Source organism: Paenibacillus sp. J14 (genome assembly GCF_000518465.1).
GTDB lineage: Bacteria > Bacillota > Bacilli > Paenibacillales > Paenibacillaceae > Fontibacillus > Fontibacillus barengoltzii.
In genome coordinates, this window is record NZ_JADQ01000013.1 from 1 (window position 1) to 17599 (window position 17599).

The 17599-nt window shown below is 51.3% G+C and carries 16 protein-coding genes; all 16 read right to left on the reverse strand.

Annotated features, from left to right (window positions below):
- On the reverse strand, positions 1 to 190 hold a 190-nt coding region (locus M891_RS24850), incomplete at its 3' end, for a UPF0236 family transposase-like protein (protein WP_198032015.1).
- Between the two features lie 88 nt (positions 191 to 278).
- Entirely contained in the window at positions 279 to 1931 is a 1653-nt protein-coding gene (locus M891_RS0106565; protein ID WP_028538261.1) for a family 10 glycosylhydrolase, read from the reverse strand.
- Positions 1932 to 2065: 134 nt separating this feature from the next.
- A complete protein-coding gene (gene mntR, locus M891_RS0106570; protein ID WP_016311688.1) occupies positions 2066 to 2491 on the reverse strand; it encodes a transcriptional regulator MntR in 426 nt (141 codons plus the stop codon).
- A 131-nt stretch (positions 2492 to 2622) separates the two neighbouring features.
- Complete coding sequence (locus tag M891_RS0106575) at positions 2623 to 3336, reverse strand: cytochrome c biogenesis CcdA family protein (protein WP_028538262.1); 714 nt, start codon at positions 3334 to 3336, stop codon at positions 2623 to 2625.
- 26 nt (positions 3337 to 3362) lie between these two features.
- The gene (locus M891_RS0106580; protein WP_028538263.1) at positions 3363 to 4166 is read right to left on the reverse strand and encodes a metal ABC transporter permease; all 804 of its coding nucleotides are present in this window, start codon (positions 4164 to 4166) and stop codon (positions 3363 to 3365) included.
- Positions 4167 to 4178: 12 nt separating this feature from the next.
- The gene (locus tag M891_RS0106585) at positions 4179 to 4940 is read right to left on the reverse strand and encodes a metal ABC transporter ATP-binding protein (protein WP_028538264.1); all 762 of its coding nucleotides are present in this window, start codon (positions 4938 to 4940) and stop codon (positions 4179 to 4181) included.
- A gap of 35 nt (positions 4941 to 4975) precedes the next feature.
- The gene (locus tag M891_RS0106590) at positions 4976 to 5971 is read right to left on the reverse strand and encodes a metal ABC transporter substrate-binding protein (protein WP_028538265.1); all 996 of its coding nucleotides are present in this window, start codon (positions 5969 to 5971) and stop codon (positions 4976 to 4978) included.
- A gap of 185 nt (positions 5972 to 6156) precedes the next feature.
- Complete coding sequence (gene metG / locus M891_RS0106595) at positions 6157 to 8190, reverse strand: methionine--tRNA ligase (RefSeq protein WP_028538266.1); 2034 nt, start codon at positions 8188 to 8190, stop codon at positions 6157 to 6159.
- A 414-nt stretch (positions 8191 to 8604) separates the two neighbouring features.
- The gene (gene yidD / locus M891_RS0106600) at positions 8605 to 8886 is read right to left on the reverse strand and encodes a membrane protein insertion efficiency factor YidD (RefSeq protein ID WP_028538267.1); all 282 of its coding nucleotides are present in this window, start codon (positions 8884 to 8886) and stop codon (positions 8605 to 8607) included.
- A 1-nt stretch (position 8887) separates the two neighbouring features.
- The gene (locus M891_RS0106605; RefSeq protein WP_016311681.1) at positions 8888 to 9349 is read right to left on the reverse strand and encodes a Fur family transcriptional regulator; all 462 of its coding nucleotides are present in this window, start codon (positions 9347 to 9349) and stop codon (positions 8888 to 8890) included.
- A gap of 151 nt (positions 9350 to 9500) precedes the next feature.
- Positions 9501 to 10784: a cellulase-like family protein gene (locus M891_RS0106610; protein ID WP_028538268.1), complete on the reverse strand. Its 1284-nt coding sequence runs from the start codon at positions 10782 to 10784 to the stop codon at positions 9501 to 9503.
- A 62-nt stretch (positions 10785 to 10846) separates the two neighbouring features.
- Positions 10847 to 11650, reverse strand: a complete 804-nt coding sequence (locus M891_RS0106615; RefSeq protein ID WP_028538269.1) for a carbohydrate ABC transporter permease — start codon at positions 11648 to 11650, stop codon at positions 10847 to 10849.
- Positions 11647 to 12582, reverse strand: a complete 936-nt coding sequence (locus M891_RS0106620) for a carbohydrate ABC transporter permease (RefSeq protein WP_028538270.1) — start codon at positions 12580 to 12582, stop codon at positions 11647 to 11649. Before M891_RS0106620 ends, M891_RS0106615 begins: the two co-directional genes overlap by 4 nt.
- A 74-nt stretch (positions 12583 to 12656) precedes the next feature.
- Positions 12657 to 14051, reverse strand: a complete 1395-nt coding sequence (locus tag M891_RS0106625) for an ABC transporter substrate-binding protein (RefSeq protein WP_028538271.1) — start codon at positions 14049 to 14051, stop codon at positions 12657 to 12659.
- Positions 14052 to 14125: 74 nt separating this feature from the next.
- Positions 14126 to 15889, reverse strand: coding sequence for a sensor histidine kinase (locus tag M891_RS0106630; RefSeq protein WP_028538272.1), 1764 nt, complete (start codon positions 15887 to 15889; stop codon positions 14126 to 14128).
- The gene (locus tag M891_RS0106635) at positions 15882 to 17477 is read right to left on the reverse strand and encodes a response regulator transcription factor (RefSeq protein ID WP_028538273.1); all 1596 of its coding nucleotides are present in this window, start codon (positions 17475 to 17477) and stop codon (positions 15882 to 15884) included. The genes M891_RS0106630 and M891_RS0106635 overlap by 8 nt, the downstream gene beginning before the upstream one ends.
- Positions 17478 to 17599: the final 122 nt, after the last annotated feature.

Consider the following 17599-nt stretch of genomic DNA (forward strand, 5'->3'; position numbering starts at 1 on the left):
ACACTGTGTTGACGCTTGTTTCACGCTCGTCCTTTACTCGATAACGCTCTCGGTCCCGTTGCTCCAGGATCTGCTGATCCAGCGCCTCCAGTACCTGCTTCATCGCACGAGCGAATTCCTCCTGCATTTTCCGGAAAATCCATTGCTCAATCTCTTTCATCGTCGGCATTATTGTGGTAAAGTGGCTCACAGGAGCTTCCTCCTTCTTGGTGTGTTGTGCGTCAAACATCACTTTACCAAGGGAGAAGCTCTTTTTCTATATCCGCTTTTTCCAATTCCTACACCCACAGAGATTTTACACTATCTCCATAATAAGACTGCAGCAGCGGGATCAATCCCAGTGGATTCTTCCGCAGATCCTTGGCGCTAAAGAAGATGCTGCCGCTGATTTCAGGAATCTGCCGGTTGTATTCGAGCTGATTGATGATTTCCTGCGCGGTGGACCAGCCGATCTCCGGCGTTCCCAGCTTATACGGCGCATGACCGATGTACAGTTTCACGTTCGTCCCTCTTACCTCCCCGGCCCACCAATCGGCAAGCAGGTCATAACGAACCTCCTTGCGCGTCATGCTCCAGTACAGTTGGGGAGCGACATAATCGATCCACTCATTCTTAATCCAGGTCCGAACGTCGGCATAGGTGCTGTCGTATGCCGTAACGCTGGCTTTCGTATCCGAGCCGGTCAAATCGGTTGACTTGTTCCGCCAAACTCCGTAAGGGCTGATGCCAAAAGAAACATTCGGCTTAGACGCTTCAATCCGTTGGCCTAATTTCTGAACGAACTGATTGATATTGTCCCGGCGCCAGTCGCCTTTCGTGGCTATTTTCTTGGAGTTGTAAGACTTAAATGCAGCATCATCCGAGAACTTCTTCGAGGCCGTCTCCCCGGTCGGATAGAAATAATCGTCCAAATGAACTCCGTCAATATCGTATCCGTTCACAACTTCCATAATCGCTTTAATCACATGTTCACGGGCTTCCGGAATCCCCGGATTAATATACAGCTTGCCGTCAAACTTCACGATCCATTCCGGATGTTGGTTGGCGACATGATTCGCCGGAAGCTTGCTGGCATCACTGCCTGTGCTGGCACGGAACGGATTGAACCAAGCGTGGAATTCCATGCCGCGGCGGTGCGTCTCTTCAATCAGGAACTGGAGTGGGTCGTATCCCGGATCCTTGCCGGCGGTTCCCGTCAAATAAGAGGACCACGGCACCAGGGACGACGGATAAATCGCGTCCGCAGACGGCCGCACCTGAACGAACACTGCGTTCATTCCCATCGCTTGCACTTCGTCTAACAGTTGGACGTATTCGGCTTTCTGGGCATCTACCTTGCCGTACGAGCTTTTGCTCGGCCAGTCGAGATTAGAAACCGTGGATACCCAAACACCGCGCAACCCATTCGATGTATCCACAACCGGCGGCTGAGGCAGATCGGTTTGCGGGTCCTCCCCGCCTTCACCTGGTTCCGGCTGAGTTACTTCGGAGCCGCTCGACAGTGTGATCGTACGGGTCTGCTGATTCCAATTCACAGAAATGCCAAGTTGTTCGCTGACAAAACGCAACGGCACCATCGTCCGGCCGGAGCTGATTTCCACAGAAGCTTCCAGGTTGATCGTGCTCCCGTCAACTTGGACTGCAGGAGAACCTAACGTCAGCACGAGGGTAGTGCCGTCTTTTTGAATCGTCGCGGTTTTATCAACTTGGGACCAGGCTACCTGGGCTCCCAGGTTCTCACTGATCACCCGAAGCGGAACCATGGTGACATTCGCCCCAGGCTTAATGTATGGCGAAGCATCGGTGGATAACACCTCACCATCTAAAACAATCCGAATGTCGGTTGCGGCTGCGGCCGCCGGCGTATTCCCGGAATAAGGCCATAAGATGAGCAACACTAGAATAGGAATAAACCATTTGCAAAATTTCATCAGTATCCTCCACATCATCGTTATGTACGGACGAACCGTGCTACTTTCTTAAACGTCATGCGGAGGTCAAGAGTTGCGCTCTTCGGACAAAAAGAAAGAAGCATCTGCCTTCTCTGAAAAGACAGATGCTTCTTCTAGGATTCGTTGATCAGTTCCTGATGGACCTTCTCCAGGTCGCGAATTCGATTGCTGTCCCGTTTGAAATATTCCACAAGCGTCGCAATACGCGTGATCGAATCCCAGCTCAAATGATGTTCGATTCCTTCAACGTCTTTATAGATGTTCTCGTGATCAACGCCGATCATCCCAAGAAACTCCTCCAGCAAGTGATGCCGGTCTACGAGCCGTTTCCCGATTTTCTTCCCTTTATTGGTCAGGACAAGGCCCCGATATTTCTCGTAGATCAAGTATTCATCCTTGTCCAATTTCTGAATCATCTTCGTAACGGAGGAAGGATGAACCTCCAAACCTTCCGCGATATCGGACACGCGGGCGTATCCTTTCTCGTCGATCAGTTTGTAAATACGCTCCAAATAATCTTCCATACTGGGCGTTGGCATCTATCGATTCCCTCTTTTCCATGAGTTGACGCGGACAAACCTGTACGCATGTTAAACATTACTCTGTTAATGATACATGTTATGATTGTCCGTTGGCAAGTGCGCATCGGCACACTTTCCTTCGTCTTCCCCTAGAACTTCAACCATTCAGGCGTAATTTGCTGCAACCAAATCGTGATTTGCGCCATACGGTTTGTGAACAGCAATACGCCCATCAGCAGCATCAGCGCGCCGCCGATCTTCATCATTATGGCAGAATAACGGAGAATCCATTTGGTTGATCCGATAAAGAACGCCAAGATAAAAAAAGGCAAGGCAAACCCAAGAGTATAGGCGGTGATCAGTCCAATCCAGGTTCCCGGCTCCGTAACGGCTAAGGCGATAATCGCCGCCAGAATCGGGCCAACGCAGGGCGACCAGCCCGCGGAGAAGCCGATGCCAAAAATAAACGAACCGATGTATCCGGCCGGTTTGAATTTCAAATTCATCTTCCGTTCCCTGAGTAAAAACTGCGGCTGGAAGATCCCCATCAGAAACAAACCCATACAAATGATCAAAATGGCGGATAATTGCCGAATGAGCCCGCGATATTGATTAAAAAATTCGCCAAACAGTCCAGCGCCAAAGCCCAATGTATAGAACACAACAGAGAAGCCGAGGATGAACGCCAGCGTATGCGTCATCGTCCGGAAGCGAACGTCCCGTTTGCTTTGCTCCGTCTTCAATTGCTGCACGGACATCCCGGTAATATAGGACAGGTAAGACGGATATAAAGGCAGGCAGCAAGGCGAAATAAAGGAAGCAACCCCCGCGCCGAAGGCAATCCCGAGATGGATGTCAGCCATAAGTACCCCCTATGTACCCTTGCGGGCTAGGCAGAAAATCCCCGTTTGCCCAGCAAAGTAAGTATCAGCATGCAGATCAGCAGCAATACAATCGTCGCACCCGGAGCCAAATTCCAGACCCCCGCCACAATCAACCCGGCGATCACCGCGATTTCCGCAATGACGACGGAGAATATCACGGACATTTTAAAGCTGCGGGCGATGAGCAGGCTGCAGGCCGCAGGAATCGTCAGCAGCGCCGAAACGAGCAAGGCGCCAACGATTTTGATGGCGGTGCTGATGACGAGTGCCGTCATCACCGTCAGCAGCAGATTCAACAGCTTCACCGGAATCCCGCTTACTGAAGCGGCATCTTCTTCAAAAGTTAGCAGGAAAAATTCCTTGAAAAAGGCAACGACAACGATCACCACCACCAGGGTGACGCCAAAAGTTACATATAAATCTGTTGTATCCAGCGTATAAATGCTGCCAAACAGATAGCTGACCACATCCGTATTGTAACCCATCCCCAGCGTAAAGAACAGAGAGGCTAGTGCAACCCCGCCTGACATGATAATAGCAATCGACAGTTCGGCATAACCTCGGTACGCTTTACGCAGCTTTTCAATTGCAAACGAGGCGACGACCGCAAAAGCAAGGCCAACCCCCACGGGGTAGACCCCAAGCAAGAACCCTAACGCCACCCCGGCGATGGTCACATGAGCCAGCGTATCACCAATCATCGAAAGACGACGCAGCACCAGAAAGATTCCGATCAAAGGTGCGGTCAACCCGATCAGCAGGCCGCCGGCCAGCGCTCTTTGAAAAAAATCAGCGGACAATATCTCCAAAATAAACAACTCCTAAACCAACGAATGCTGCAGATCCGGGATCGCGCAGTCCTGCTCGTGCGAGTGGCGCACGTAAAATTTAATTGCCCCGCATTGCTTGCGGGGTTCCTGCCCCAGCTTCCCTTCAATCATGCCGATATCATGGGAGACCATCAGAAACGTCATGTGATGGTGGGCGTGCATATGAAAAATCAATTCAAAAAAGTCGGCTTGCGTCTGGGCGTCAATGCCGACAGTAGGTTCGTCCAAAACGAGCAAATCGGGCTTGTTCACAAGCGCCCGCGCCAAAAATACCCGTTGCTGTTGGCCGCCGGACAGCTGACCGATGCGCTTATGCTGGATATCCCCGATCCGCATCACTTCCAGCGCATCATCACACATCCGCTGATCCTCACGACCAATTCGGCGGAACAGCTTCCTGTTATTGTAGAGACCGGACAACACCACTTCGCGTACCGTCGCCGGAAACAGAGGATTGAAGGCGTTCTTCTGCGGCACATAGCCGATCCGCCCCCAATCGCGGAAGCGCCGGATCGGCTCGCCGAACAAGCGAATTTCCCCTTCGGTAGGCTGCAGCAGACCCACCATCATCCGCAGCAGTGTGGTCTTCCCCGCCCCGTTGGAACCAATCACGCCAACAAAATCCCGCTCGCGAACCGCAAAGCTGAAGTCGGAGATCACTTGTTGTTCCTGGTACGCGAAGGAAACGTGGTCAAGCTCGATTACACTATCATGACAAACGGCATCCTGTGCCGTAGTTGCGTCGGATTTCATTTATTTAGCGTCCTTCCGGTACATATAGTTTCTTCTTATTGTAGAGCTTGAATCAGATTTTGCAAATTTTTCTCCATCAACGTAAAGTAATTATCGCCAGCTTGGGCTTGGGCTTTCGTCAAGCCTTCAACCGGATTAAGGACCAGCGTCTCCACACCGGCTTCAGAAGCCAGCGTTTTGGCCAATTTATCCGAGACAAGCTCTTCGAAAAAGATATAACGAATGCCCTTCTCCTTCACCAGCTTTGACAAGGCCACTAAATCTTGAGCCCGCGGCTCAGCCTCCGGCGACAGCCCCATAATCGCATGTTGGGTTAATCCATAGTCCCGGCACAAATAGCCAAAAGCTTGGTGAGAAACAACGATTTCCTTCTTCGGCAATGAGGATAGCTGCTCCATAAACTTAGCATCTAGCGCCTGCAGCTGACTCAGCAGCTCCTGATACCGCGACTCATAAGCCGCTTGGTGCTGCGGATCGACCTCAATATAGCTGTTCTTAATATTCTCGGCCATGATCATCGCCGATTTCGGACTGACCCAGGTGTGCGGATCTACATGGTGAGGCTCCGTTTCCTCATCATGGTCCGAGTGTGCTTCCCCATGTTCGGCTTCCTCGCCATGCCCGTGACCATCATCGCCCTCGGCTTCGATCAAATCAATGCCATGGCTGATCTCCACCGTTTTCACTTTGGCATCGGCACCTAAGCCTTTCAGAAAGTTCGGGACCCAGCCCTCCAACCCTGCGCCGTTATACAAAAACAGCTGAGCTTTCGATGCATTTAAAATATCCTGACTGCGCGGCGTCCAATCATGCGGCTCAACGCCGGTCGGCAGCAAGTTGATGACATTCGCTTCTTCGCCGCCAATCGCCTTGGCAAATTCATAGATCGGATAAAAGCTAGTGATTACGTTCACCTTGCCCTCAACGATTGTCCCGCTGCTTCCGTTCTTCCCGCAGCCAGCTAGAACCAGCAGGAGCGTAAGCAACATTGCCGCTGCGACGAAGCCTCGCTTGAATCTATGTATAAACATCATGACTCCCTCTCTTAATCGTAATGATTACCAACAAGGATTATAGGGCCCTCCTCTTGGAATGTCAACCTCTATTATTCTTCCTATAAGTTGTGCACAACAAACAAAACCGCCAGAGGAAGGTTCCTCTGGCGGCCTGGATGACTTGCGGTGAGCATACCGCAAGTCATCGCTTATCCGTCTGATTATTTTACGATCGCACCGTTTGGCATCGTATCCGGCACCGTGGCCAGCGTTAGCTGATCACCTTGCGAAGCGGCAAGGATCATGCCCTGCGACAGCTCGCCGCGCAGCTTCACCGGCTTCAGGTTCGTCACGCAAATCACTTTGCGTCCAACCAGCTCCTCCGGCTTATAGAACTTGGCGATACCGGACACAACCTGGCGCTGCTCATAGCCCAGATCCAGCTGCAGCTTCAGCAGCTTGTCGGCCTTCGGCACCGGCTCGCAGGCAAGCACCTGCGCAACCCGCAGCTCAACCTTCGCGAAATCGTCAATGCCGATTTCGTCCTTCGGCTCCGGCTTCTCCACTGCCGGTGCCGGCGTCGACGCCGAAGCGGCAGCCGGGGCGGCAGCCGGGGCGGCAGCCTCAGCCGCCGGCGTACCCCCGGTCATCGAGTTCGAAATAAACTCGATTTCCTGCTCTGAGTCGAGCCGCGGGAAGATCGGCTCGCCTTTGACGAGCTTCGTTCCGGCCGGGATCAGGCCAAACGTCTTGGCGCTCTCCCAGGTCGTCAGCTCCCCGGGAGCGATGCCGAGCTGCGCCCAGATCTTCGCCGGCGCCTGTGTCAGGAACGGCTGCAGCAGGATCGAGGCGATGCGCAGCGACTCGGCCAGATGCGCCATGACCGAAGCGAGCTCGCCTTTCTTCGCTTCATCTTTGGCCAGCACCCACGGCTGCGTCTCATCGATGTATTTGTTCGTTCGGCTGATAAACGCCCCAATATGGGTGAGCGCCACGGAGAACCCCATGTTCTCCATAACCTCCTCTACCTTGCGGACCGTATCCAGCGCCGCTTGCTCCAGCTCCGCATCAAACGCCGTGGCGTTTGGCTCATAAGCCGGCACCTCGCCGCCAAAATACTTCTCTACCATCGCCACGGTACGGTTCAGCAAGTTACCAAGGTCATTAGCCAGATCGGAGTTCACCCGCTGTACGAAGCTTTCCGGCGTAAACGAACCGTCCGAACCGAACGGCACCTCACGCAGCAAATAATACCGGGTAGCATCAAGCCCGTAACGGTCGATCAGCACGTTTGGATCCACGACGTTGCCCTTGGATTTGGACATTTTCCCGCCCTTCATCAAGAGCCAGCCATGGCCAAACACCTTCTTCGGCAGCGGCAGCCCCAGCGCCATCAGCATAATCGGCCAGTAAATCGTATGGAAGCGCACGATTTCTTTCCCCACGAGATGAACGTCTGCCGGCCAATACCGCTCAAACAGCTCTTGATTGTCCGTGCCGTAACCAAGGGCCGTGATGTAGTTGGACAACGCATCGATCCACACGTACACGACATGCTTCGGATCGCCTTTGACCTTCACGCCCCAGTCGAACGTTGTGCGCGAGACGGCCAAATCCTCCAGCCCCGGCTTGATGAAGTTGTTGATCATCTCATTCTTGCGGGACTCCGGCTGAATGAAGTCGGGGTTTTCCTCATAGAACTTCAGCAAACGATCCACATACTTGCTCATCCGGAAGAAATAACACTCTTCCTTCACCAGCTCTACCGCATGGCCGCTCTCCGGGCTTTTCCCGCCGATCACTTCGCCTTTTTCATTGCGGATGACATCCACCAGCTGCGATTCCGTATAATACGTCTCGTCAGGAATGCTGTACCAGCCTTCATATTCCCCTTTGTAAATATCCCCTTGCTTCAGCAAACGGTCAAAAATCGCCTCCACGACCTGCTTATGCCGCGGCTCCGTTGTGCGGATAAAGTCATCGTAGGAAATGTCCAGCTTCTCCCACAGCTGCTTGATCCCCGCCACGATCCCGTCTACGAACTGCTGCGGGGTTTGGCCTTTTTCCTTCGCTTTCTGCTCGATCTTCTGTCCGTGCTCATCCGTCCCCGTCAAATAGCGGACATCAAAGCCGCGCAGCCGCTTGTACCGCGCCATGGCATCCCCCGCCACCGTCGTATAGGCATGGCCGATATGCAGCTTATCGCTTGGATAATAGATCGGCGACGTAATGTAAAATGTTGGTTTGTTGGACATCGCGATTCATCTCCTTTTATTTCATGACAAATACAACAAAAAAACTCCCGCCCCATATGGGGCGGGAGAGTTCTCACGCGTTACCACCCAATTTCCCCGCTCCTTCACAGGCTGCGGGCTCCGTTGGTCGAAATTCGACCGTCCGTTAACGCCGGACTCTACGCCATCTCCTTACCGAAGCGCTGCGCATAAAGCGCACGCTGCTCGGCTCAAAGACGGTTCCTCCCGGACCATATTCCAAAGACGCTCCAGACCGGTTTGCAGCTCCCCCGGCTCTCTGTGGCTGGATCCAATCCTTGTACTCATCCGTTCACTGGAAAGTATTGAGGTTGAGGTTGTTCATTTCAAACTTTATATTAAAAAAATTTCCAAACCGTGTCAAGCCGCGCTGGAGTTGGTCTCGCACAAATGCGATTAGGCCTGTCCGCCGCTCAGCGGAGGCGTGCCTTGCTCTCCCCCGCGCTTCTTCTCTACCTTAGGGGGAACCGGATCATAACCGCCCGGATGAAACGGCTGGCATTTCACGATCCGTTTGGCCGCCAGCCAAGACCCTTTCAGCGGGCCATGGACCTCAATCGCCTCCAAAGCATATGCCGAGCAGGTCGGATAAAACCTGCAGGTTGGCGGCTTGAGCGGCGAAATAAACTTGCGGTACACGTGGATCGGCGCCTGAAACGTTTTGCGGACGAGCCCCATCTCAGTGCACCTCGTGTTGCTCCGGCGCGGCATCCTGCGGCTTGCCGTCCGGCCGGCAATTTTTGCAATACCCAAATACCTCAAACTTATGCTTCACAACCTGGAACTGCTCCGGCGCATCGGTCAGCGGCATCGGGCAGAAATGAATCGGATACGTCTTCTCACATTGCAAGCAGATCATATGATGGTGATGATGCCCTTCACTGCTGCAGCTGGCTCGGAACTTCAAACCGTCCTCAAATACGACCTGCTCCAACACCCCCAGCTCCTCCATCACCCGGAGGTTCCGGTACACGGTATCAAAGCTAAGGCCGCTGTATTCCTTACCCATATATTCATAGACGTCCTTAGGGGTCAAATACCCGTCCCGCTCAGCGAACAGTTTGGCCAAGCTTTTGCGTTGGTCGGTAATCCGCAGTCCCCGGCTGGACATCACTTTTATAATCTCCTCGGTCGACAGCATGTGACATTCCTCCCGTCTGCACCTTCGTTCCATGCGTCTCTTCTAATAATGCCCCAAATTCACAGCAGCGTCAATTCGACGGGATCCAACTCCGCGAAACGTAAAAAAGCCCCTTTGCCTTAAAGAAGGCAAAAGAGCGTTAGCGTCTATCTCAACTGTTCAAAATAAACCGGTTCCACTTCTGCTGCCAAGCGACGTCGGACCAAAAGGGATGATGAGGAGCGCAATTGGAGCAGAGCACCATGCCCCAAAAGCCGTGCTCCATCCCTTTTCGTATGGCGTATTCCGCAATAGCTTTGCCGATCGGACCTTCCTCAAATTGGGCGAACAGCGGCGTATAGCCGACATATCCTTCGCCTATAACAACCGGAATGTCGTGCTTCTCTGCCCAATCCGCGGTTTCCTGAAACCGTTCGTCCACCTTCTGCAGCATCGCCTGCTTATGTGCGCCGTAATGCTCATACAAGTATAAATCCCATTTCACCGGGTCGCACCAGTCATGGACGTACATCAGCTTTAGTCCGACCGGATTTTCATGCATTCGCCATTCCTCGCCGACGGGCAGCCGGTAGTCCTCGAACGGCGGAGCGTCATCTCTTAGTAAAGATTGCACCAAAGCATTGGGAAATTCGAGATCCGGGTTACGGATCCCCGTCTCCTCCATCAACTGCTGCAGTACACCGTTAATATACATGTGAAAATGGGCAACCTGCTCGTTATCCGGAACACAGTCTTTGGAATAGGGCTCGTTCAGCGTGTAGCAGCCGGTGATCCGAAGATCGGCATGCTGTTCCTGTAAATAGGCAAGTGCCTCCTCCACATAGGACTTCGTATAGCGGATCAGCTTGCCTAGCTGCCGGGACGAGATGCCCGCCTCCAACGCCATCTGACTCAACCGTCCAAACTCGATCTCGTTGTGCAGTTCCACGTAAGCGATACGGTCTCCGAGTCCGGCTGATTTGACGAAATGAATTAACTGATCCATCGACCGAGCCAAAGCCATGAATCGCTCCTGCGGCGGAATCGCCTGCAGCGCTTCAAATAGCTCCGGTGTTCTCAAGAAGCTGGGGCTCTGTTGATACTCCCAAGAAGAGAGGATGATAAACATGTCGTATTGCTTCGCCAGACGAAACAGATTTAATAAATGCTGATGACCGTCGATTTCCGCGCCGCCTTTGCAGTTATACCAGCGTGTCCTCACTCCCACTTGACCAAGATTGGAGAAGGCTAATCGGCCAGGACGCGGGCCGTCTGCCGTAAATAGCAGGAATGGCATCGCACAGATTCGAATCGTATTGTAGCCCCTTTCCACCGCCTCCTTGAAGCACTGCTCCAGATCGTGAAACGGTTCCCCCGGCATCGTCATCGTATACCAAGAGAAATCCCACATCGTAATCGTTAGTTTGCGGGGAAGATGCGCGCTGATCTTGTTCATGCGATTCACCTCTTAAAACCTCTTAAATTTAGAAGCTTGATTTCGGCGGTTCCGTTTAGCTCTTATCCTTTCACGGCCCCTGAAGTAATCCCTTTAATGAATGAGCGGCTGCCAAACAGGAAGATGATGAGAACAGGCAAAGTCGACAACCCCAGCGCCGCCATCCGAGCGCCATAATCGGTCCGGTGGACAAATCCTAACGTTGAAACAAACAGCGGGATCGTATAGTTTTCACTGTTATTGATCGTCACTAACGGCAGCAAGTAGTTGTTCCATGACCAAAGAAACACCAGCGTCGACAACGTAGCCAGTCCCGGCTTAACTAACGGAATAACGATGTTAAAGAAGATCCGCGGCTCCGAGGCCCCGTCAATTCTCGCGCACTCGATGACTTCATTGGGTACCGTATCCTTGATAAACTGCACCATGAAAAAGGCGCCAAACGACCATGCGCTCCAAACCAGAATGACGGAGAGAAGCGTGTTGCCAAACCCCAGTGTACGCATCTCGATAACGTAACCGATCAACCCAACCTGGCTGGGGACCATCATCGTAATGATAATGAAATAGCGAAGAAAATTCCTCAACTTAAATTGGTATTTAGCGACCGCATAACCGATCATCGTAGCCGTGAAGACACCGATAACCACTGCGGACACCGAAACGATCATACTGTTCAAGTAAACCTGCACGAAGTTGGTCTTAAACACAGTTTTCAAGTTCTCCAACAAATAGTCGGAAGGAATCAACGGCAAGCCTTTGAAAATATCTTCAGAATAATACGTCGACATCATCAACATCACATAAAAAGGGAACAGCGATACGAGGGTAACTATGCTGAGAAACCCCCATTTTACGACCTTCATTCCTGGTCCCCCTTCCCCATGGAGATCTTATAGCTGACGATGGAGAACACAACGATCAGCATGAACAACGCATAAGCGATCGTCGCACCATATCCAAAACGAACATTCATAAACGAATCGTTGACGAACTTCCAAATGATCGTCAGCGCCGCGTTGTCTGGACCGCCGACCTGGCTCGCCGTCCAGCCGCCGTACAGCAGCTTCGGCTCGTCAAACAACTGCAGGCTTCCGATAATCGAAGTGACAATGAGGAACACAGAGATATTTCGGAGCAGCGGCAGCGTGATGCGCGTAAAGGTATGAAATGCTGTAGCTCCATCCACCTTCGCTGCCTCGTAGACATCTTGGGAAATGGCCGTCATCCCCGCCAAATAGATCGCGATAAAGTAACCTAAATTTCGCCACACGATCATAATCGCAATGATGATTCGGGACAGCCAGGGGTCCTGTAACCAGTAAATCCCTTCCTGAAGCAAGCCCATCTTTACGAATAAGGCGTTGATGATCCCAGTCTGCCAGTCGAACATAAAAGAGAAAATAAAGCCAATAGCAACAGGCGTCGTAATATATGGCAGAAAGTTCGCCGTTTGAAACAGCATTCGCCCTTTGACCATGTTAAAAATGAGATAAGCCAACAGCATGCCGGTAAAGATCAAGGTCGGTAACGACATCAGCATGATGACAACCGTGTTGAAAATCGATTTGTAAAACAACGGATCTTTTGTAAACAGCGTCACATAGTTGGTGAAACCAACAAACCGTTTCTCGCTGACACCATTCCACTCGTGAAAACTGAGGAAAAACGAATAGATGACCGGATAAAACTGAAACGCCAAGTACAAAAGCACGAACGGAAGCGAAAACAAGTAGGGCCACAGCCGAAGACCAAGCCGCTTCCTCGGCTTGCTGTTAACGACCGTTTGGGCATTCATCCTAGTAGGTCCCCCTTTCAGGAATCGATTGGGGTGAGAAACAGGATGTTCTCTCACCCCGGCGATTCTCCCGATTAGTTAATCGTTGCCTCAGGGGCCTGATTTTTGACGGCTTCCTTGAATTGCTCCAGAGCGACGTCTACACCGATGCTCGTATCCTTCATCCATAGCGGGAATAACGAGTTAAATGCCGTCTGCACAATCGAATCATATTTCGTTTGGGTCGACCCCGTCACTTCTGGCACGATATCGTCGTAGAACGTCAAGCTCAGGTTTTGATTAAAGAACTGATCGAGCTCCGTTCCGGCTTCAAGCCAATCGCGATGCTCATCGAAGAAGCTCTTGATCCCCGGCATATTTCCCAGCTTCTTGTAATTCGTCTCCATTCCTTCAGAGGACAAATAACAGAAGTAAATGTAAGCCCAAGCCGCTTCCTTGTTCTTGCTGTTCTTATAGACGCTGACAGAAGTTCCTCCGTACGTAAAGCCGCCTTCCGGCGCGGCCATCAAGCCCCATCGCCCGATGCCGTCTGGATCATTAGCCTGCACATTCCATTTGGGACTCCACGGCGCCATCGGGTAGAAAATATTATCGCCTTTTGCAAACGACGCGTTCCATCCCGGGGTATACCCCTCGTATTTACCAAGAATCCCGGCATCTCGCATGGCGAACAGCTTTTCGAACGGTACCTTCATTCGCTCCGTTAACTCAATTGTGGATCCATTGATGTATGGCTGTTCGGTCTGCCCTTTCAACACGCGGTAAGCGTCGTCGAAACTGGCGATCATCGTCACCGCACCACCGCTCTTTTCTTTGACTTCAATTCCTTTTTGGATGAAGGCATTCCAATCCGGCAACAGCGTAGACAATTCGTTTGGATCGTCGGTGCCCAGGTATTCCTTGGCCAGATCTCTCCGGTATCCGAGTCCAGCCGGTGTAATCGATTGATCGACGCCCACCAGCTCGCCTTTGGTATTCGAAAGAAGCGGCGGTAAATAATCGAGCAGTTGGTCCTTGGAGAAGTGATAAGGAGCTTGCTCTAGATTGTCGAGCACATCAAGATCAAACAACTGTCCGCGGAAGTTCATTTCGCCCAATATGACATCAGGCACCTCGGAGCCGGATGCAATCCCGCTTTGCAGCTTCTGCATGTAGTCGTTATTGTTAACGACGGTGTACTTCACTTTGACATTCGGGAAGACTTTGTTAAATTCCGGCACCATCGTGGTCAGGAAGGCTTCATCCCAGTCCCATACGACGATTTCACCTTCGATGTTTGTGGGGATCCCGCCGAGCGTCGGAGCTTCCCCTTCGGCGTTGGCGGAAGTGCCACCTGAATTCGACGACGGCTCACTTGTGTTCCGATTGGCGGCAGAATCGTTCTTCGCACAACCCGCCAATATCGCCGTGATCATCATCGCCAACACCAAGAGCGTCACCCAACTCTTTTTCAGACGTCTGTTCTTCAAATTAACCCCTCCCACATTCTTTTTGTATCCGCTTACAGTGCGATCTTATCATCGCTGGCAATGGGGTTAAAATCTCACAACCCGGTTATTTTACGCATAAATCGGCTGTCTTCCGCAGTGGAGTCCCCGTCCTCAATCGTGAAAGGGAGACGTATCCGCACTTCCGTTCCTTCGCCCGGAAAGCTCTTGATCTTGAGGCTGGCCGGCGGACCATAATGAAAATTCAATCGTTCACGAATATTAGAAAGTCCGATTCCTGTGGAGCCATTCTGGATGGGGGGGACCTTTAGGTCTTTGCGGATACCGATACCATTGTCGATGACAGATACCTCGATAAACCGATCCGATCTTCGAGCAGAGATCCTAATCCAACCGTCCCGTTCGGAGGGGAAAATCCCATGATATAGCGCGTTTTCAATAAGCGGCTGCAGCATCATCCTGAGGACCATGCAGGGCAGCAGCTCCTCTTGAATGTCCCATTCGATCCGAAACCGTCCGGGATAACGGCAGTCCTGGATGGCGGCGTATTTTTTCACCAATTCGATTTCATCCTCCAGGGTCGTGAACCAGGCATCATCGCCGATTTTGATCGTGTTTTGCAAAAGATAGATTAATGAGGCGGTCATGTCGGCCACCTCCTTCGTTCGCCCAGCATGGGCTAAATAAATCACAGTGTTTAACGTGTTATATATAAAATGGGGGTTCATCTGGGACAACAACAGCTGGATCTGCATGTTCCGTTTTTCCTTCTGTTCCTGCACATGCGATTCGATCAATGATTTCAAATCCTTCATCATTCGGTTAAATCCAAGCCCCAGCAGTTCCATTTCATCTCCGCTCCGGATCTGCAATTCAGTGTTCAAATCGCCTGCGGACACTCGTTTCATCGCTCGAACCAGCTTCGAGATCGGCCGGGTCAGTTGCACGAGCAGAGGAAGCAGAATCATCATCACCACGATGAGGCTTACCGCCACAATCAGCGTGTAAAAAAGCAACAACTTGTTAATCCGCTCGTACAAGCGTGATTTGGAGATCACCGCAACTTGTTGCCATCTCTCCCCTACGGTATCGTCAACAATTTCGATATATTTTCCCCCTTGCGAATCGCTATCGGTCCAAGGTGTCACTTCAGGGTTGCTGTCGAACAATGGAACGCCGTTTTGATTTAATAGAAGCAGTCGTTCAAAATCTTTGTTGCTCTGTTCAAATAAGCTCGCGAGATCTTTTTGATTGAAATCCAGCACAAGGTAATACCGTTCGTCACCATCGTCCTTAAAGTTCCTGTAATCCACAACATAACTAATCACCTGCTGCCGACGGTTGAGAAAAATAAAATCATGGGGATCGGAAAAACGCGATTCGCTGCGCCCCATCCGGTAAGCGGCAAACCAAGCCTGATTCAGATACTCTTTATAGTAGCTGTCATACCCTTGGTAATTAGAAAACACCTCGCCGTCCGGCCGAATAATCATCACATTTAGCAAGCTGGAATTCATCACGGGAAACAGCTTCAGCTTCTCTCGAACCTTATTTTTCTTGAAGTAACTTTGCTCGTACGTATCGTATGGATCCTTGACCATCAACGCATTCATCTCGGAGTCGCTGATGATATATTCCGCGGTTTCACGTAATTGCTCTTGCATCCGATTGATGAATGAAGACGTCTGTTCCAGCTTCGTCGTATTATCTCGAACGGCTTGTTCCCGCATAATATCCTTAACATACGAATAAGTGACCCAACTGCTGATGAGTAAGGACGAGGACAGGATCAGAGCGCATACGGCAATAATTTTGGTGCGGATCCGAGCACGCATTTTAAATCCGGATAAGTTACTCATGGTGAACTTGCTTCCTTTCCGAATACTCCAGCGGATGCTGTCCAGTCACTCGTTGAAACACTTTACTGAAATAATGGCTGTTGCGGTATCCCACTTTTTCCGCCACCTCATACAGCTTGTATTGTCCTGTCGCCAAACAACGCTTGGCTTTCTCCATGCGGACCTCCGTTATATAGTCCAGGATTGTACGGCCGGTTTCGTTTTTGAAGCAATGTCGCAAATGATCGCCGCTGATGGCAAGATGCTCAGCAATTTGTTCGGCGCTTAAATCTTTGGCATAATGTCGGTGAATATATTGGATCGCTTTCCTGACCTTCACTGAATAGACATCCCCGTGCTCGTCCTCCATCACCGCTCGGAACTGGTTTTTAAACCAACGCGCAATGCCGGTCACCGATGTCCACTCATCCGAGCCTTCAATCTCCCTGTATGGTTCATCGCGAAAGGGCGGCTTTCCCTTGCTCGTGCGAAGCTGATCCAGCTCCTTGGACAATTCGTTGCAAACGATTCGCAATTTATCAAGGCGGGCCATTTTCTTGACACGGGTAAACATGTTGTCGATCTCCTCTTCAATTTCGGCAAGGCGATGCGCCTCAACACCATGATGGAGTTGCTGGGTCCACGCTGCCCAATCGGTCTCTATGGCCTCCAATGCAAAGACAGTGTCTTCCTTGTCTTCGGTAAACATAATCACGCTGTCCATCCCGGTAAAAATACGCAGATCCAACGCCTTCTCCGCCCACGTCGCAGCAGCAAACAGCTCAGTTACCTCCTGAAACACGGTTGAGCACGCAGCAGATACCGTTCTCCCACTAGAAGCAATCTGCTCGGAAAACCTTTGTTTCAAATGCGTGCTCCTCTGAAAAAGTTCCTCATGCTGTTGTCTCCGGCTAACCATCCCGTCAAATCCAAGCAAAACCCCAATCCGGGTTCCTCCCGCCGCAATGGTCGTAAACGTCTCAATCCAGCGGTATTCCGCTCGGTCCATAGCCTCCCATGACATTTGAATCCCCGCATCTTGTGGAACTACAGGCCGCCCCACAACCGGATAAGGGGTATCCAACTCGATAGCGATGTACACATATTGGGATCCAAACAAGGCCATATAATTAGCAAGCGCTTTCAATTCTTCGTGAGAAAGTTCTTTGCCTGCCTTCACCTGCTCAAGCAATGTCTTGCTCATTTTTCTTTGCATGGCCTTATCCTTATTGATCGTATCCTTCAGCTTCTCCAGCTCCAGCGTTAAGGTCTCCGGCGTTAATTCGTGCTTGACCCAGTAATCATGGACACCAATCCGCAGCGATTGCTTAACATATTCGAATTCCTTATAGGAGGTAAGAATTACGATCTTGGCTTGACTGCCGGCTTCCACCAGCCTCTCGCTTAGGATCAAGCCATCCATGCCAGGCATCCGAATATCCACAAAAATGAGATCCGGTTTCAGCTTAGCCGCCAATTCCAACCCCTTCCGCGGATGAACAGTTTCTCCGGTCACCTTAAACCCCAGCTCTTCCCAACGAATTAAACGCTTCAAGTGTTCGATGGCCAATATTTCATCATCGACGATCATCACCTTCAGATGGTTCACAGTTACCCCCTCCTTCTTCCCTGCTTTCTTTCAACTTACAGGAGAACGCGAATTCACACAATTGATTTCATTCTCAATTTGATGGAGAATCTTCCGATTTTGGACGAAAAAAAACACGGCGC